The sequence below is a fragment of the Streptomyces sp. NPDC031445 genome, assembly GCF_055581365.1.
In genome coordinates this window covers 25,417-42,536 of the sequence record NZ_JBVIJO010000018.1, presented here as the reverse complement: position 1 = coordinate 42,536, position 17,120 = coordinate 25,417, and the positions used below count along the sequence as shown (strand labels likewise).

General features: G+C 71.4%; 18 protein-coding genes. 2 read left to right on the top strand and 16 right to left on the bottom strand.

What is annotated here, in order from left to right; all coding sequences use genetic code 11:
* Positions 1 to 36: 36 nt before the first annotated feature.
* From rocD to ACZ5DC_RS35835, 8 genes are all read right to left on the bottom strand, one after another.
* Positions 37 to 1,254 (bottom strand): ornithine--oxo-acid transaminase, encoded by a 1,218-nt coding sequence (gene rocD / locus ACZ5DC_RS35870; RefSeq protein WP_468659881.1) that lies wholly within the window; start codon positions 1,252 to 1,254, stop codon positions 37 to 39.
* Positions 1,254 to 2,063, bottom strand: a complete 810-nt coding sequence (gene ddaH / locus ACZ5DC_RS35865; RefSeq protein ID WP_468659879.1) for a dimethylargininase — start codon at positions 2,061 to 2,063, stop codon at positions 1,254 to 1,256. The genes rocD and ddaH overlap by 1 nt, the downstream gene beginning before the upstream one ends.
* A gap of 153 nt (positions 2,064 to 2,216) precedes the next feature.
* Entirely contained in the window at positions 2,217 to 2,702 is a 486-nt protein-coding gene (locus ACZ5DC_RS35860; RefSeq protein ID WP_468659877.1) for an Lrp/AsnC family transcriptional regulator, read from the bottom strand.
* Positions 2,703 to 2,739: 37 nt separating this feature from the next.
* Complete coding sequence (locus ACZ5DC_RS35855) at positions 2,740 to 2,907, bottom strand: hypothetical protein (RefSeq protein ID WP_366751675.1); 168 nt, start codon at positions 2,905 to 2,907, stop codon at positions 2,740 to 2,742.
* A 114-nt stretch (positions 2,908 to 3,021) separates the two neighbouring features.
* Positions 3,022 to 3,972, bottom strand: coding sequence for a cytochrome c oxidase assembly protein (locus ACZ5DC_RS35850; RefSeq protein WP_468659875.1), 951 nt, complete (start codon positions 3,970 to 3,972; stop codon positions 3,022 to 3,024).
* A gap of 128 nt (positions 3,973 to 4,100) precedes the next feature.
* Positions 4,101 to 5,126 carry a 6-phosphofructokinase gene (locus ACZ5DC_RS35845; protein WP_366751673.1) on the bottom strand — a complete coding sequence of 342 codons (1,026 nt, stop codon included), beginning with the start codon at positions 5,124 to 5,126 and terminating at the stop codon, positions 4,101 to 4,103.
* Between the two features lie 254 nt (positions 5,127 to 5,380).
* Entirely contained in the window at positions 5,381 to 6,109 is a 729-nt protein-coding gene (locus ACZ5DC_RS35840) for a type 1 glutamine amidotransferase (RefSeq protein WP_366751672.1), read from the bottom strand.
* A gap of 29 nt (positions 6,110 to 6,138) precedes the next feature.
* Positions 6,139 to 7,377 carry a MurT ligase domain-containing protein gene (locus ACZ5DC_RS35835; protein WP_366751671.1) on the bottom strand — a complete coding sequence of 413 codons (1,239 nt, stop codon included), beginning with the start codon at positions 7,375 to 7,377 and terminating at the stop codon, positions 6,139 to 6,141.
* 152 nt (positions 7,378 to 7,529) lie between these two features.
* On the opposite strand from ACZ5DC_RS35835, the gene def reads away from it, so the two are divergent.
* Positions 7,530 to 8,084, top strand: coding sequence for a peptide deformylase (def, locus tag ACZ5DC_RS35830; RefSeq protein ID WP_468659872.1), 555 nt, complete (start codon positions 7,530 to 7,532; stop codon positions 8,082 to 8,084).
* A gap of 16 nt (positions 8,085 to 8,100) precedes the next feature.
* Here def and ACZ5DC_RS35825 read toward each other — a convergent pair whose 3' ends face one another.
* Complete coding sequence (locus ACZ5DC_RS35825; protein ID WP_468659870.1) at positions 8,101 to 8,745, bottom strand: TetR/AcrR family transcriptional regulator; 645 nt, start codon at positions 8,743 to 8,745, stop codon at positions 8,101 to 8,103.
* A 168-nt stretch (positions 8,746 to 8,913) separates the two neighbouring features.
* On the opposite strand from ACZ5DC_RS35825, the gene ACZ5DC_RS35820 reads away from it, so the two are divergent.
* Entirely contained in the window at positions 8,914 to 10,140 is a 1,227-nt protein-coding gene (locus tag ACZ5DC_RS35820) for an acyl-CoA dehydrogenase family protein (protein ID WP_468659868.1), read from the top strand.
* Positions 10,141 to 10,154: 14 nt separating this feature from the next.
* On the opposite strand, the gene ACZ5DC_RS35815 is transcribed toward ACZ5DC_RS35820, so the two are convergent.
* From ACZ5DC_RS35815 to ACZ5DC_RS35785, 7 genes are all read right to left on the bottom strand, one after another.
* The gene (locus ACZ5DC_RS35815) at positions 10,155 to 10,676 is read right to left on the bottom strand and encodes a cupin domain-containing protein (protein WP_014671261.1); all 522 of its coding nucleotides are present in this window, start codon (positions 10,674 to 10,676) and stop codon (positions 10,155 to 10,157) included.
* 7 nt (positions 10,677 to 10,683) lie between these two features.
* Positions 10,684 to 11,907 carry a cytochrome P450 gene (locus tag ACZ5DC_RS35810; RefSeq protein WP_468660038.1) on the bottom strand — a complete coding sequence of 408 codons (1,224 nt, stop codon included), beginning with the start codon at positions 11,905 to 11,907 and terminating at the stop codon, positions 10,684 to 10,686.
* Positions 11,907 to 12,968 (bottom strand): type III polyketide synthase, encoded by a 1,062-nt coding sequence (locus ACZ5DC_RS35805; RefSeq protein WP_468659866.1) that lies wholly within the window; start codon positions 12,966 to 12,968, stop codon positions 11,907 to 11,909. The genes ACZ5DC_RS35810 and ACZ5DC_RS35805 overlap by 1 nt, the downstream gene beginning before the upstream one ends.
* 383 nt (positions 12,969 to 13,351) lie before the next feature.
* Complete coding sequence (locus tag ACZ5DC_RS35800) at positions 13,352 to 13,585, bottom strand: DUF6213 family protein (protein ID WP_030655224.1); 234 nt, start codon at positions 13,583 to 13,585, stop codon at positions 13,352 to 13,354.
* A gap of 25 nt (positions 13,586 to 13,610) precedes the next feature.
* The gene (locus ACZ5DC_RS35795) at positions 13,611 to 14,996 is read right to left on the bottom strand and encodes an NADP-dependent succinic semialdehyde dehydrogenase (RefSeq protein WP_366751665.1); all 1,386 of its coding nucleotides are present in this window, start codon (positions 14,994 to 14,996) and stop codon (positions 13,611 to 13,613) included.
* A gap of 109 nt (positions 14,997 to 15,105) precedes the next feature.
* A complete protein-coding gene (locus ACZ5DC_RS35790) occupies positions 15,106 to 15,579 on the bottom strand; it encodes an NUDIX hydrolase (protein ID WP_468659863.1) in 474 nt (157 codons plus the stop codon).
* Entirely contained in the window at positions 15,576 to 17,114 is a 1,539-nt protein-coding gene (locus tag ACZ5DC_RS35785) for an ATP-dependent DNA ligase (protein ID WP_468659861.1), read from the bottom strand. The genes ACZ5DC_RS35790 and ACZ5DC_RS35785 overlap by 4 nt, the downstream gene beginning before the upstream one ends.
* Between the last annotated feature and the right edge of the window lie 6 nt (positions 17,115 to 17,120).

The window sequence follows — 17,120 nt, the reverse complement described above, 5'->3', positions numbered from 1 at the left end:
CGGGGAGCGGTTCCGGCACCGGTCCCCGCCCGCCGCTCAGGCCAGCACCTTCTCCAGGGCCGCCAGCGCCGACCGCAGCTCCTCCGCGGTGATCGTCAGCGGCGGCGCCAGCCGGATCGTGGACCCGTGGGTGTCCTTGACCAGGACCCCCTCGCGCATCAGGCGCTCGCTGATCTCCCGGCCGGTGCCGAGGGAGGGGTCGACGTCCACGCCGGCCCACAGCCCGCGCGAGCGGAAACCGGTCACGCCCTTGCCGGTCAGCTCGGTCAGCCCGTCCCGCAGGACCACACCCAGCTCGGCCGCCCGGCGCTGGAACTCACCGGTCTCCAGCAGCTCGACCACGGCCGTGCCGACCGCCGCGGCGAGCGGATTGCCGCCGAACGTCGAACCGTGCTCGCCCGGGTGCAGCACCCCCAGCACCTCGCGCCGGGCCACCACCGCCGACACCGGCACGATGCCGCCGCCGAGCGCCTTGCCGAGCAGCAGCACGTCCGGCACGACGTCCTCGTGCTCGACGGCGAGGGTGCGGCCCGTCCGGCCGAGGCCCGACTGGATCTCGTCCGCGATGAACAGACAGCCCGCGCGGCGGGTCAGCTCCCGCACCCCGGCGAGGTAGCCGTCGTCCGGGACGATCACCCCGGCCTCGCCCTGGATCGGCTCGATCAGCACCGCGGCCGTCGTGTCGTCGACGGCCGCCTCCAGCGCGGCCAGGTCGTTGTACGGCACGATCCGGAAACCGGGCGTGAACGGTCCGAAACCGGCCCGGGCCGTCTCGTCCGTGGAGAAGCTGACGATGGTCGTCGTACGGCCGTGGAAGTTCTCCGCCGCGACCACGATCGTCGCCTGTCCGGCCGGGACGCCCTTCACGTCGTACGCCCACTTGCGGGCCACCTTGATCCCGCTCTCCACCGCCTCCGCGCCGGTGTTCATCGGCAGCACCATGTCCAGGCCGGTCAGCCCCGCGAGCCGCTCGGCGAAGGAGGCCAGCCGGTCGTTGTGGAAGGCGCGGGAGGTGAGGGTCAGCCGGTCGAGCTGGCGGTGCGCCGCCTCGATCAGGGCCGGGTGGCGGTGGCCGAAATTGAGGGCCGAGTAGCCGGCCAGCATGTCGAGGTAGCGGTTGCCCTCGACGTCCTCCACCCAGGTGCCCTCGGCACGGGCCACCACCACGGGCAGCGGATGGTAGTTGTGCGCGAGAACCGGCTCCTCCGCGCGGATCAGGTCGTCGGACGTGCGGGTGCGCGCGGGTGCGGTCATCAGCGGATCTCCTGGGTGCAGCACTTGATGCCGCCGCCGGCCTTGTGGAACTCGGACAGGTCGACGGGGACGGGGACGTAGCCGTGGCCGGCCAGACGCTCGGCGAGCGCCTCGGCCCGGGGTGCGATGAAGACGTTACGGCCGTCGGAGACGGAATTCAGGCCGAAGGCCATCGCGTCCTCGCGGGTGGCGAGCACCGCGTTCGGGTACAGGCGCTTGAGGACCTCCCGGCTGCCCGGCGAGAAGGCCTCCGGGTAGTAGCAGACGTTGTCGTCGTCGAGGACGAACAGCGCCGTGTCCAGGTGGTAGAAGTACGGGTCGACCAGGGTCAGGCCGATCACCGGGTGGCCGAGGAACTCCTGCGCCTCCCGGTGCGCCTCGCGCGTCGTGCGGAACCCGGTGCCGGCGAGCACGTACCGGCCCGTCCACACCAGGTCGCCCTCGCCCTCGGTCACCGACTCGGGCCGGTGGACGTCGTAGCCGGCCGCCTTGAACCAGGTGTCGTAGTGCACCGACTCGGGGCGGCGCTCCGGGGCGTGGAACAGGGAGCCGAAGACCCGGCCGCCGACGACGAAGGCCGCGTTGGCGGCGAACACCATGTCCGGCAGGCCGGGGACCGGCTCGACGGAGTCCACGGTGTGGCCGTGGTCGCGGTAGGCGCGGATCAGGTGCTGCCACTGCTCCTGGGCCAGGTCGACGTCGACGGGCTTGTCGGGATGCATCCAGGGGTTGATCGCGTACTGGACGGCGAAGTGCCTGGGTTCACAGACCAGGAACCGCCGGGAACGCGGCACACGAGTTGCGGTCACAGAGGGTTTCCTCCGCTTTCCTGTGTGTCACTGAGGGGTGACACCACGGTAGGAAGAGAGGAAGACGGACGACAAGCGCGAAAAGCTGCGCGGACAGGCAGGATCGCTGCGTTGTTGCCGGGGCGCACGCACGACTCATGCGCGCCGGTCCGGTCACTCGGGCGCCGCGTAGGTGGCGCCCGCTTCCGGGCTTTCCGGGAGCAGGTGGGACAGCACCATCACGCTGATCGTCTTCCGGATGAACGGCTCGGCGCGGATCCGCTCCAGCACCTCCTCGAAGTGCTCCACGTCCCGGGCGCGCACGTGCAGCAGCGCGTCGGCGCCACCGGTCACCGTCATGGCCGCCGCGATCTCCGGGTGGTTGCGGACGACCTCCGCCAGCCGCCGGGGCGGGGCCGCGCCCTCGCAGTACACCTCGACGTACGCCTCCGTCCGCCAGCCCAGCGCGGACGGCTTGACCGTCGCCGTGAAGCCGGTGATCACCCCGGTCTCCCGCAGCCGGTCCACCCGCCGCTTGACCGCGGTGGCGGACAGCCCGATCGCGGCTCCGATCTCGGCGAAGCTGGTGCGCGCGTTCGTCATGAGCGCGATGATGATCCGGCGGTCCAGCTCGTCGAACGAGGGCGTCCTGCTGTTCATGCGGGCACTGTAGCCAGCCCCGCCCGCCCCGCGCGGCTCACGGCTGGGTGACCACCAGGGCGAGCGTCAGCAGCCCCAGCACCACCCATCCGAACCACAGCCAGCCGTTGCTGCCGAGCGCGACCGTGTAGGCGGTCACGACGACCAGCCCGCCGACCGTGAGCGCCCCCATCGTCCTGGTGGAACCGTTCGTGGAACCGGGCATCGCGACACCCTCCTCATGGTCCGTCCACGACCATGGTGCCCCGGTTCGGGCCGGGAGGGGATAGGTGCGGCCGGCTCCGGCGAGCGGTGCGGCCCTCCCTCGTGCGCGGTGTGGCTAGCTTTCGCGCGCGTTCAGGGAGGCCAGATAGGCGTTGTACGCCGCCAGCTCCTTGTCGCCGTCCCGGTCGGCGGCCCGGTCCTCGCGCTTGGCCTGCCGCTGCTCGGAGCGGTACCACTGGAACAGCAGCGCGATCAGCACCAGCACCGACGGGATCTCGCTGAACGCCCAGGCGATGCCGCCCGCCGCGCTCTGGTCGGACAGCGCGTCGATGCCCAGCGACGCGGGCGGGTGCTGGAAGGTCTCCACCATCGGCGTCGACGCCATCATCAGCGCGATGCCGAAGAACGCGTGGAACGGCATGCCCGCGAACAGCTCCAGCATCCGCATCAGGTGGCCCGGCCGGTGCGGGCCCGGGTCGACACCGATGATCGGCCAGAAGAACACGACACCGACCGCGAGGAAGTGCACCATCATCGCGACGTGCCCGGTCTTGGAGCCCATCAGGAAGTCGAACAGCGGGCTGAAGTAGAGGGCGTACAGGCTCGCGATGAACAGCGGGATGGTGAACGCCGGGTGGGTGATGACCCGCATGTACCGGCTGTGCAGCAGCATCAGCAGCAGCTCACGAGGGCCCTTGCGGCCCCTGCCTGCGGTCGGCAGCGCGCGCAGCGCCAGGGTGACCGGGGCGCCGAGCAGGATGAGGATCGGCGACAGCATGCTGATCACCATGTGCTGCACCATGTGCACGCTGAACATGACCATGCCGTAGTCGTTCAGCCTGGTGCACATCACCAGCGCGATGGTGAGCACGCCGACGACGTACGAGACGGTACGGCTCACCGGCCAGGCGTCCCCGCGCCGCCGCAGCCGCACGACACCCCAGCCGTAGAGAGCCAGACCGGCGAGGCAGGCGATGAGGAAGAAGGGGTCCGCCGACCATCCGAGCCCGCGCCCCAGCGTGAACGGCGGCAGATCCATGGTCATGCCGTGTCCGCTGTGATCCATCCGGCGGCTCCTGGTTCGTGGGGGTTGAGCGGTGTCTGTCCACAGCTGTCTGTGTCCGCACCAAGAGTAGGACCGGCCCCGGTCACCGCTGTGACCGGGGCCGGTTTGTCCTCACCCGGGCCACTGGATCAGAGAACGCACTCCGCCTCGTCGTACCGCTCCGCCGGCACGGTCTTCAGCGTCTCCACCGCCTCCGCCAGCGACACCATGACGATGTCGGTCCCGCGCAGCGCCGTCATCCTGCCGAACTCACCCCGGTGCACGGCCTCGACCGCGTGCCAGCCGAAGCGGGTCGCCAGCACCCGGTCGTACGGCGTCGGCGTGCCGCCCCGCTGCACGTGCCCGAGGATCACCGGCCGGGCCTCCTTGCCGAGCCGCTGCTCCAGCTCGACCGACAGCTGCCGCGCGATGCCCGCGAAGCGCTCGTGGCCGTAGACGTCCTTGCCGCCCTCGTCGAACTCCATGGAGCCGGGGCGCGGCTTGGCCCCCTCAGCGGCGACCACTATGGCGAAGCGCTTGCCCGCCTCGAACCGCTCGCCGACCTTCCGCGTCAACTCGTCGATGTCGAAGGGCCGCTCCGGCACGACCACGGCGTGGGCGCCGGCCGCCATGCCGGAGTGCAGCGCGATCCAGCCGGTGTGCCGGCCCATGACCTCCACGATCAGCACGCGCTGATGGGACTCGGCGGTGGTCTTCAGCCGGTCCAGGGCCTCGGTCGCCACGGTCACCGCCGTGTCGAAACCGAAGGTGACGTCGGTGACCGCGATGTCGTTGTCGATGGTCTTGGGCACGCCCACGATCGGCAGCCCGGCGTCCGACAGCAGCCGGGCCGCCTTCAGCGTGCCCTCGCCGCCGATCGGGATGATCGCGTCAAGGCCGAGTTCCGCGACATGGCCCTTGGCGCGCTCCACGCCGTCCCGCAGGTGCTCCGGGCGGACCCGGGAGGAGCCGAGGATGGTGCCGCCGCGCGCGAGGATGCCGCCCACGGCGTCCAGGTCGAGCTTCAGGTAGTCGCACTCCAGGAGGCCCTTCCAGCCGTCGCGGAAACCGATGACCTCGTCGCCGTGGTCGGCGACGGCGCGGTGCACGACGGACCGGATGACGGCGTTCAGGCCGGGGCAGTCGCCGCCGGACGTGAGGACACCAATGCGCATAGCCCGAAATACCTTCTCAACGTGGGCCGGGTAACCGGACCACGTTGTCCGGCGGATTCCCGGTCACCCTACCGGCGTGAGGGGGTGGCTCCGTAGCGGGCGTCCGCCTGCTGGACGCGCCCGCACATGTGAGCGGACGGACCGTCAGGCGGGCCCGCCACGAGCCTGCCGGACCGCACTGGCATCCGGCTGCAGAACGGGTTACGCAGGCTGCTGCGCAACTGTGCCTACGCAGGCTGCCTGCGCAACTGTGCCTACGCAGGCTGCTGCGCAGCCGCGATGCGCTCGTTGCGGAGCGCCTCGTACCAGCGGTCGTCGATCGGCGGCAGCGCGTTGACGTCGAGCGCCAGCTTCAGCAGCAGGTCGGCGATCTGCGGGTTGCGGGCGAGGACCGGCCCGTGCATGTACGTACCGAACACGGTCCCGTTGTACGCGCCCTCCGTGCCGTCCCCGGTGCCGTTGCCCTTGCCGATCTGCACCCGGGCGAAGGGGCGGGCCGTGGCGCCCAGGTGGGTGACGCCCTGGTGGTTCTCGAAGCCGGTCAGCGGGGGCAGGCCCAGCTGCGGGTCGATGTCGGCCAGCACGTCACCGACGCACCGCTCGCCCTCGCCGCGCACGGACACCACGTCGAGCAGGCCGAGGCCCGGCTCGCGCTGACCGAGATCGTTGATGAACTCGTGGCCGAGGATCTGGTAGCCCGCGCAGACCGAGAAGACGATCGCGCCGTTCTCCACCGCCCGGTGCAGGTGCCCGTCCCGGCGCAGCCGCTCGGCCGCGAGCCGCTGCGGACGGTCCTCGCCGCCGCCGATGAGGTAGATGTCGCCGGAGGTCGGGATCGGCTGGTCGCTGCGCACGTCGAGGCGGGCCACGTCCAGGCCGCGCTGCCGGGCCCGGCGCTCCACGACGAGCGCGTTGCCCTGGTCGCCGTAGGTGCTCAGCAGGTCCGGGTAGATCCACACCAGCCGCAGTTGGTTGTCGCTCATGAGGTGATCGCCCTTCGAGGATCAGAAGATCAGTTGCCGACGCGGCGGCGCAGGTCCTGGAACGCGGTGTAGTTCGCGATGACCTCGATCCGGCCCGGCGGGCACATCTGCACGGCCTGGTCGAGGTTGTCGCAGACCTGGAAGTGCTGGTTGGCGACCTCCAGGCGGACGGCGAGGTCCAGCTTCCGGTCACCGATCACGAAGATCGGGTGTCCGGTCAGCCGGGTGTAGTCGACGTCCCACAGCCAGGAGGTGTCGGTGCCGTCGGCACCGCGCGCGTTCACGGACAGGATCACCGGGGCGGGCGGCGGGTCGATCAGGGAGAACGTCTCCAGCCAGCCGGCCGGGTTCTTGGCCAGCAGCAGCCTGAGGTCGCGGTTCTGGAACTGGACGACGTCGTACCGGCCGGCCACCGCCTGCACCTGGTACATCCGCTCCAGGGCGACCTGCGGCGGCACCCCGAAGACGGCGGCGACGGCCGCGGAGGAGGCCGCGTTCGCCTTGTTGGCACGGCCCGGCAGCTGGAGGTGGATCGGCCAGGCGGACCCGTGCGGGTCCAGCACGTGGTCCCCGGACAGCGCCCAGGTCGGCGTAGGCCGCCGGAACCCGCACTCACCGCAGAACCAGTCGTCGCCCGGGCGCTGCATCACGCCACCGCACGACGGGCAGGACCAGGCGTCGTCCTTCCACATCTGGCCGGCCGCGACCCAGATCACGTTCGGGGACGAGGACGCGGCCCACACCACCAGCGGGTCGTCGCAGTTGGCGACGATGACGGCCTTGGAGCCGGCCAGGCCCTCCCGCCAGTTCTCGGCGAGCATCCGGGTCTCGGCGGCGCGGTCGAGCTGGTCACGGGAGAGGTTGAGCAGGGCGATGCACTTCGGGCTGGTGTCCCGGGCCACACCGGCCAGGTACTTCTCGTCGACCTCGATGACACCGAACTTGGCGTCCGAACCGCCCGCCAGCGCGGAGGTGATGCCGGCCGGCATGTTGGCGCCCAGCGCGTTCGACACGACCGGACCCGCGGCACGCAGCGCCTCGGCGATGAGCCGGGTGGTCGTGGTCTTGCCGTTGGTCGCCGACACCAGGACGACGTCCAGGTTCTGGGCGAGCCGGGCGAGCAGGTCGGGGTCGAGCCTCAGTGCGACCCGGCCGCCGATCACCGATCCGCTGCCGCGCCCCGCGGCGCGGGACGCCGCAGCTACCGCCTTGCCCGCGGTCACGGCCAGCTTGGCCCGCGGCGTGAGCGGGTCCGAGTTGCCTGCCATCAGTTCTCGATCCTCCTTGCGTACGCGCCGCGCCTGGGGCCATCCGGCAACGTGGTGTGAACCTCAGCCTATCGAGATCCATTCCCACACCCGAATCCCGGCCCGGACCTCGGGCGGCGGGCATGAGCGATACGAACCGTACCCTTGCCGCCATGCGACACGGTTCCATTCCGGGCGTCCACGGGCGCGTCCGGCCCCTCACCCTGCTCGGCGACGCCGTCCTGCGCGAGCCCTGCCGGGACGTCACCGACTTCGGTCCCGGCCTCGCCGCCCTCGTGGAGGACCTGTTCGCCACGATGTACGCGGCGCAGGGAGTGGGCCTGGCCGCGAATCAGATCGGGGCCGGCTTGCGGGTGTTCGTCTATGACTGTCCGGATGACGAGGACGTGCGTCACCTGGGGCACGTGGTGAACCCCCGGCTGGTGGAGGCCGACGGTGTGGTGGTCCGGGGTCCCGAGGGCTGCCTGTCCCTGCCGGGTCTGGAGGCGGGAACCGAGCGCTACGACCACGCGGTGGTCGAGGGCTTCACGCTGACCGGCGATCCGGTCACCGTCCACGGCACCGGCTTCTTTGCCAGATGCTTGCAACACGAGTGCGACCACCTGGAGGGCCGTGTGTACGCGGACCACGTCACGGGGTGGCGCAAGCGGAGGCTGCTGAGGCAGGTCTCCAGAGCCTCCTGGAACCGGGCGGGCGCACGGGCCTGAGGGGTGCGGGGGCCGTTCAGAACCCCGGGCCCCCCACCCTGTCGCCGGCCGCCGCCAGGCGTCCCCACAGCAGGTCGGCGAGTGACCGCACCAACTCGGCGCGGGAGCAGGGCCGTTCCCCCAGCCACCAGTCGCCGGCGGCGTGCATCATCCCGACGATCCCGTGCCCCCACACCCGCGCCAGCCGCTGGCTCTCCGGTCCGAGGTCCACCCGCTCCTCGATGACCTGGGCCAGTTCCTCGCCCATCCGCCGCAGCAGCGGAGCCGAGTGCTTGCCGACGTCGAAGCCCTGGTCGCCGCCGGTGCTGCCCTCCGCCGGGTGCATGAGGAACCGGTACACCTGGGGCCGCGCCTCGATCGCGGCGAGATAGGTGTCCAGGGTGGACTCGACCCGCTCGCGCCGGTCGACCGGCGCGTCCAGCGCCGCCCGCAGCGATGCCAGCAACGCGTCGGTGTGCCGCTTGGCCAAGGCCGCGTAAAGACCGCCCTTGTCGCCGAAGTGCCGGTAAAGGATCGGCTTCGTGATACCCGCTTCCGCCGCGATCGCGTTCATCGACGCCTGCGGGCCGTCGCGCAGCACCACCCGGTCGGCGGCCTCCAGCAGCTCGCGCCGTCGGCGGTCGGCGGTCCGCTGCTGATCGGTCCGCTGCGTGGTGTCCATGTGCTCTCCCCACCCGTGCTGAATTCGGTGACGCCTGCGCAAACTAACACTGACCGGGTCCCCGGCATTGAACGGGCAGCCGAGGCGTCATCGGCGGTTGACTTTTCCTACCGATCAGTAACACACTCGTGTTACCGTAAGTAACATCGCACCGCCGCTGGAGGGGACATGGCCGAGTTCACCATGGAGCTGAACGAGGAGCAGAAGGAAGTACGCGACTGGCTCCATGGCTTCGCCGCGGACGTGATCCGTCCCGCGGCGGCGGAGTGGGACGAGCGCGAGGAGACTCCCTGGCCGGTCATCCAGGAGGCCGCGAAGGTCGGCATCTACTCCCTCGACTTCTACGCGCAGCAGTACTTCGACTCCACCGGTCTCGGCATCCCGATGGCCATGGAGGAGCTGTTCTGGGGCGACGCGGGCATCGCCCTGTCCATTGTGGGCACCGGCCTGGCCGCCGTGGGCGTACTCGCCAACGGGACCGAGGAGCAGATCGGCACCTGGATACCCCAGATGTACGGCGACCAGAACGACGTCAAACTCGCGGCGTTCTGCTCCTCCGAGCCCGACGCCGGCTCCGACGTCGCCTCCATGCGCACGCGCGCCGTGTACGACGAGACCAAGGACGAGTGGGTGATCAACGGCACGAAGACCTGGGCGACCAACGGCGGCATCGCCAACGTCCACGTCGTCGTCGCCGTCGTCGACCCGGAGCTGGGCTCCAAGGGCCACGCCTCCTTCATCGTCCCGCCGGGCACGCCCGGACTCTCCCAGGGGCAGAAGTTCAAGAAGCACGGCATCCGCGCCTCCCACACCGCCGAGGTCATCCTCGACAACGTCCGGGTGCCCGGGTCCTGCCTGCTCGGCGGCAAGGAGAAGCTGGACGAGCGCCTCGCCCGCGCCCGGGAGAAGGCGAAGAAGGGGGGCGAGCGCTTGAAAAACGCCGCCATGGCCACGTTCGAGGCGTCCCGCCCGGCGGTCGGCGCCATGGCGGTGGGCACCGCCCGGGCCGCCTACGAGGTCGCCCTCGACTACGCCACGACCCGTGAGCAGTTCGGCCGCCCGATCATCGACAACCAGGGCGTGGCCTTCCAGCTGGCGGACATGCGCACCCAGATCGACGCCGCCCGCCTGCTGGTGTGGCGCGCCTCCTGGATGGCGGTCAACGGCAAGCCGTTCACCGCCGCCGAGGGCTCCATGTCGAAACTGTTCGCCAGCGAGACCGCCAAGAAGGTGACGGCCCAGGCGATCCAGATCCTCGGCGGCAACGGCTACACCCGCGAGTACCCGGTCGAGCGGATGCACCGGGACGCGGCCATCTACACCATCTTCGAGGGCACGAGCGAGATCCAGCGGCTGGTCATCGCGCGAACCCTGTCGGGGATGCCCATCCGCTAGCGTTCACCGGCGCCTCACCGGTGCCTGAGTGGTGTGAGCTGCTCGATGTCGTACTTGGCACGCAACGCCTCGATGGCCTCCTGGTCCGGAGGACCGCCGTTGCCGAGGATGTCCAGCAGCTCCTCGAAATAGCGCTCGTGGTCCGGCGGGGGAGCGGCCTGGAAGAACATCTTCGCCGGCGTCTCCGTCGGATTCGCGAACGCATGCGGGCAGCCGGGCGGTACGACGATGACCGTGCCCGGTGTCGCCCGGACCACCCGGCTGCCCGAGGACGACTCCCACTTCCGCCAGTTGTCGGGGGTGCGCACGCGCGGCTCGAAGGCGAGCACGTCCAGTTCCCCTTCGAGGATGTAGAACAACTCCTCGCTGCGCGTGTGCACATGGGCGCCCACGTCGAAGCCGGGCGGGACCTCCACCTCGAAGGTGGAGGCCATGCGCGAGTGCAGGCCGGTGACCTTGAAGGTCACCCGCTGGGCCGGTGTCTCGACGACCCGGCCGTGGCCCGGTGGCACGTACAGTCCCTCGGTCTCTGTCATGGCGACCTCACCAGGTCACCGGCAGGCACTCGGGCCCCCGGATCAGGGCCCCCTTCAGGAAGGGGACCTGATTCGGCGCCACGGCCAGTCTGAGGCCCGGTACCCGGTCCAGCAGGGCGTTCATCAGCAGTTCCTCCTCCAGCCGGGCGAGCATGCCGCCCGGGCAGTAGTGCGGGCCGAAACCGAACGCCACATGCGGGTTCGGACGGCGGGAGAAGTCGACGGTGTCCGGCGCGGGAAAGACGTCCGGGTCCCGGTTGGCGGCCAGGTAGGAGACGTACACCGGATCGCCCGCGCGGATGCGGACGCCCGCGATCTCCACGTCCTCCAGGGCGATCCGGGACAGGCCGACCGCGTTGCGGTGCGGGATGTAGCGCAGGAGTTCGTCGATCGCCCGGGGGCGGATCGCCGGGTCCGCGCGCAGTCGCGCCGCCAGACCGGGGCGGGTCAGCAGCAGGTGGAACATCTGCCCGCTGTTGGCGGTGACCGCCTCGCCGCCGATCTGGAGGAGCACGGCGAGGCCCACGGCCTGGTCCAGGGTGATCTCGCGGCGGCCCACGGCGGCACCGAGCAGCGAGGCGACGTCCTCGCCCGCGCTGTTCTCGCGCAGCCCGATCAGGTCGGCGAAGTAGTCGCTCATCTCCCGCTTGGCCCGCTCGCTGACCTCCTTGCCGTGCGCGGCGGACAGGATCAGCTGCGTCCAGGTGTGCATGTCGTGCCGGTCGCCGGCCGGCACGCCCATCAGCTCGCAGATCACCGCGATCGGGAACGGGCCGAGGACCGCCGCCGTGAGGTCCGCGGGCGGGCCGGCCGCGAGCAGGTCGTCGACCAGCTCGTCCAGCATGCCGCGCGCCCGCTCGCGGACCCGCTCCACGCCCCTGGCCGTGAAGGCGGCGGCGACCGAGCGGCGCAGCCGGGTGTGGTCCGGCGGGTCGAGGAAGCCGACCGCGCCCGGTTCGGGGATGAAGTGCGGGGCGAGCCGGGTGACCGGCTTGTCGACGACGGCCTCCCGGCTGAAGCGGGGGTCGTTGGCCACCATCCGTACGTCGTCGTACCGGGTGACCAGCCAGGCCCAGCCCTCGCCGTTGGGCAGCTGGACGCGGGTGACCGGGCCCTCCGCCATCAGCTCGGCCAGCACCGGGTCGAAGTCCGTGCCCGTGAGGTCGAGCGCCGGCCAGTGCCGGACCGGGGGCATGGCCTCGACGCCGGTGCGCGTCGCCTCCTCGATCATCACGCGTCGCCGTCCCCGGTGACCCAGCGGCCCACGGACATCTCGGCGGTGATACCGGGACCGAAGCCGGCGAGCAGGCCGCGTGCCCGGTCCTGGGCGCCGCCCTCGTCGAAGAGCCTGCGCAGCGCGTCCAGGACGACGGCGCTGGCGATGTTGCCGTACTCGGTGAGCGTGGACCGGCTGAACCGGAAGGCGTGCGGCTCGACCTCCAGGAACTTGCTCAGGTCGTCGAGTATTCGGGGACCGCCCGCGTGGATGATGTAGAAGTCCAGGTCGGACGCGTTCCAGCCGTGGTCGCCTGCCAGGTCCTTGAGCGCCGGGGCGAGCGGCTCCATGGTCGCCGGCACCCGCTTGTCCAGCAGGAAGTGGAAGCCGGTGGCCCGGACGTCGTAGGCGATCCAGTCCTCGGTCTTCGGGATCAGGTAGGAGCCGTTGCGCTCCAGACGGACGCCCGTGCCGCCCTGCCCACGCACCACGGCGGCGGCGATGCCGTCGCCGAACAGCCCGTTGGAGAGCAGCGAGCCGACGCCGAGGTCGGTGGGCTGGTAGCACAGCGAGCAGAACTCGCAGGCCACGATGAGCGCGTTGGCGTTCGGATAGGCCGAGCAGAAGTCGTGCGCCCGGTTGATGGCCGCTCCGCCGGCCGCGCAGCCCAGCTGGGCGATGGGGAGCTGACGGGTGGTGCTGTCGAAGTCCATCTCGTTGATCAGCCAGGCCGTGAGCGAGGGCATCATGAAGCCCGTGCACGACACGTAGATGATCACGTCGATGTCGCTGGTGAGCACCTCCGCGTCGTCCAGCGCCTGCTGGATCACGGCGGGGACGCGGGCCTTGGCCTCGGCCTCGTAGAGCTTGTTGCGCTCCTCGAAGCCCGGGTGCTTCAGGGTCTCCTCGATGGGCTGCACGATGTGCCGTGTCTTGACGCCGGTGTTCTCGATCAGCCTCAGGGCCAGTGGCAGTTGGGGGTGGTCCGCGTGGCGCGAACGCGCCAGCTCGAGCGTCTCCTCCATCGTGATCACGTGCTCCGGGACCGACACCGAGGGCTTGCACAAAGTCGCCATGAACCGTCCCTGCTTTCCGCTCTCCGGGGGCCTTCGCCCACCGGCCAGAAGGTGGGTTCACCTCTGTGGGTGCTTCACCCACCGTCACCCGGGAGGACGACGATCTCGCGCTGGGTTACTCCGAATCGGGGACCCGGGGTCAGGCGCGCAGGGCCATTCATGCCGCCGGACGAGGGAAAACGCCGTTACGGCCGTTACGGCCGGAGGGCGGCTCCGGACGGCCGCCGGGGCTGCCGGCGCCCCGGTGCCCGGGGCACGGCCGCGGGAGTGCGCTCGGCCGGGACGACGGGCGCGGCCGAGGTCACCGGCGTGGCTGTGGCGACCGGTGCGGCCGCGGCGGTGACGACGGCGCGTGCGGGTGCGTACGAGCGTGTGTACGGCTGTCAGGGCGCCCCGCTGCTGTGGGCGATGCACGCCACGTCGATGCGGTCCGCCAGCTTGGCCAGCTCGATGGTCAGCGCGGCGACCGTGTCCTCGTCCAGCCCCTGCTCCCCGGCCTCGACAAGATGCAGCCACCGCGCGCCGACGGTCCGCAACAACTTACTCACGTCCACCGCGGCCACCTGCAAGGTCCCGCGGTCGTCGACGATCAGAGGCAGGGTCACTTCGCGGTTCACAATCGGGATGGTAGCCGCGCGGCGCTCACGCACCCTGCCAAACCGTGGTGATGTTGCAGAACTCCCGGATTCCGTGCCCGGACAGCTCACGCCCGTACCCCGACCGCTTCACTCCGCCGAACGGGAACGCCGGGTGCGAGGCGGTCATCCCGTTGACGTACACGGAGCCGGCCTCCAGGTCGCGCGCGAACCGCTCCACCTCCGTCTCGTCCCGCGTCCACACGTTCGAACTCAGGCCGAACGCCGAGTCGTTGGCGATCAGCACCGCCTCGTCCAGGTCGTCCGCCCGGTACAGCGTGGCCACCGGCCCGAACGCCTCCTCGCGGTGGATGCGCATCTCCCGGGTGATGCCGGTGAGGACGGTCGGCGGGTAGTACCAGCCGGGCCCGTCCGGCCGCTGCCCGCCGCACAGCACCTCGGCCCCGCTGCGCCTCGCGTCGTCGACGAGCTCCTCCAGGTCGTTCCTGCCCTGCTCGCTGGCGAGCGGCCCGATCTCGGTGTCCTCCGCCAGCGGGTCGCCGATCGTGAGGGCCTCCATGCCCGCGACGAACTTCTCGGCGAACGCGTCGTAGACGTCGCTGTGCACGATGAACCGCTTGGCGGCGATGCAGGACTGCCCGTTGTTCTGCACGCGCGCGGTCACCGCGACCGCGGCCGCGCGGTCCAGGTCGGCGGAGGGCATCACGATGTAGGGATCGCTGCCGCCGAGCTCCAGCACCGTCTTCTTGATCATCTCCCCGGCGGTGGAGGCGACCGCCCGGCCGGCGGGTTCGCTGCCGGTCAGGGTGGCCGCCTTCACGCGCTCGTCGCGCAGGATGTCGTCCACCGCCGCCGAGCCGATCAGCAGCGTCTGGAAGCAGCCCGCGGGGAAGCCCGCCCGGTGGAACAGGTCCTCCAGGTACAGCGCCGTCTGCGGGACGTTGGAGGCGTGCTTGAGCAGGCCCACGTTGCCCGCCATGAGGGCGGGCGCCGCGAACCGGACGACCTGCCACAGGGGGAAGTTCCAGGGCATCACCGCGAGGACCGGGCCGAGCGGCCGGTAGCGGACCCGGACCCGGGAGGCGCCGGAGTCCGTCACGTCCGACTCGGCCGGTTCCTCGTCCGCCAGCAGCCCCTCGGCGCGCTCCGCGTACCAGCGCATCGCCTTGGCGCACTTCGCGGCCTCCGCGCGGGCCTGCTTGACCGGCTTGCCCATCTCGGTGGTCATGATCCGGCCGATCTCCCGCTGGTCCTCCTCCAGCAGGTCGGCGGCCTTGTTCAGCAGTCGGGCGCGATCGGCGAAGGAGGTCGTCCGGTACGTGCGGAAGGTGGCCTCGGCGAGTTCGAGCCGGCGCTCCAGCTCGTCCTCGTCCATGGGCTCGTACGTCTTGAGCGTCTCGCCGTTCGCCGGGTTCACCGTCGCGATGGGCATGGCTGACCTCCCTGGGAGCGGGCTTGTCTCGACCTTCGCGCGCGGCCCCGCAAGCCGCAACGCGACAGGCCCCCCGGGCGCTCTTCCCCGTCGCCGCGAGGGGTTCCCGCTAGCCCGAGTGCTCCGCCAGCCGGTCGAGAAACGCGGCCTGCGCCGTGACGATCACCTCACGCGCCCGGTCCACACGGAACCACGCCACCCGGTCCAGCTCCGGGAACTCCTGCCTCCGCCCCGACCGCGGCGGCCACTCCATCGTGAAGGTCCCCGGGGTGACCGTCTCCGGGTCCAGGTCCGCCGCCACCGCCCAGGCCGTGACGATCTTGCCGTTGCGCTGCACCACCTCGCCCAGCGGTACGGCCTCCCCGTCGGGCGGCGCCACCCCCAGCTCCTCCCGGAACTCGCGCCGGGCCGCCTCCCAGGCCGGCTCCGCCGGGTCGTACTCGCCCTTCGGCACGGTCCAGGCGCCCGCGTCCTTCTTCGCCCAGAGCGGTCCGCCCATATGGCCGAGCAATACCTCCAGCCCCTGGTCTGTGTGCCGGAACAACAGCAGTCCCGCGCTGCGCTTCGTCGTCCGTACCGTCACGGCGAGACCTCCGGGTGGGCTGCCAGCAGGGCCTCCACGGTATCGGCCTCCTCGGGGCGCTTGTCCTCGCGGTAGCGGATCACGCGGGCGAAGCGCAGGGTGACGCCGGCCGGGTAGCGGGTGGAGCGCTGGAGGCCGTCGTAGGCGATCTCCACGACGAGTTCGGGGCGGACCCGGACCACCCAGCCGTCGTCCTCGACCGCCAGTTCCCGCAGCCGCTCGGTCTGCCAGGCGAGCATGGCGTCGGTCATGCCCTTGAAGGTCTTGCCGAGCATGGCGAAGCCGCCGTCCGGGGTGCGGGCGCCGAGGTGGAGGTTGGAGAGCTTGCCGGTGCGCCGGCCGTGACCCCACTCGGCGGCCAGCACCACCAGGTCGAGGGTGTGCACGGGCTTGACCTTCAGCCAGGCGGCGCCGCGCCGGCCCGCGCTGTAGGGCGCGTCGAGCGCCTTGACCACCACGCCCTCGTGGCCGCGGGCCAGGGTGTCGGCGAGGAACCGTTCCGCCTCCGGGATGTCCCGGGGGCCCGACGCCACCGTGCGCCGGACCCGCATCGGCTCCGGCACCAGCCGGGCCAGCTCCGCGTGCCGCTCGGTGAAGGGCAGGTCGAGCAGGTCCCGGCCGTCGACCGAGAGGGCGTCGAAGAAGACGGGGGAGACCGGGGTCTCCTCGGCCGCCGTCGCCACGTCCGTGCGCGAGCCGACCCGGCCCGCCGTCTCCTGGAAGGACCGCGGCCGCCCCGCCGCGTCGAAGGAGATCACCTCGCCGTCCAGGATGAACCGCTCGCCCGGCAACTCCATCGCGGCGGCCGTCACTTCGGGCAGCCGGCCGGTGATGTCGTCCAGGGTGCGGGTGTGGATCCGGACCGTGTCGCCCTCCCGGTGGACCTGGACCCGGATGCCGTCCAGTTTCTCCTCCACCGCGCACGCGCCCAGCTTCTCCACCGCCTCCGCGACCGAGGACGCGCTGTGCGCCAGCATCGGCAGCACGGGCCGGCCGACCGTGAGCCGGAAGCGGTCGAGCGATCCGGGTCCCTCGCCGAGCAGGGCCTGCGCCACCGTCTGCAACGACCCCGCCAGCATCACGGCCCGCCGCACGTCCGCCGGGTCCGCGCCGGTCGCCCGGGCCAGCCCCTCCACCGCGACCGCGTCCAGCGCGCCCTGGCGCACCTCGCCGGTGAGCAGACCGCGCAGGAAGCGCTGCTCCTCCTCGGTGGCCGCCCCCATCAGCTCCCCGACGATCCGCGTCCGCTCGGCCTGGGAGCCGGGCCCGGACACCTTGCCCAGTGCGGTGAGCCGGGCGTCGACCTCCCGGACGGTGAGGGAGGGCTCGGCGGCGGGCGGGACGGGGCGGCCCAGCACCTTCCAGCCGACCCCGAGGCGCCCCTGCGGCAGGCGTCCCGCGAGGTACGGGATGACGACCGGCACGTCGTCCGCCTCCGCGTCCCGGAACAGCTCCGCGAGCAGCGCGATCTTCCGGGACCGCGCCGCTGTCGCGGCGACCTCCCGGGACACCTGGGCCAACCGGGTCAGCAGCATGCAGTC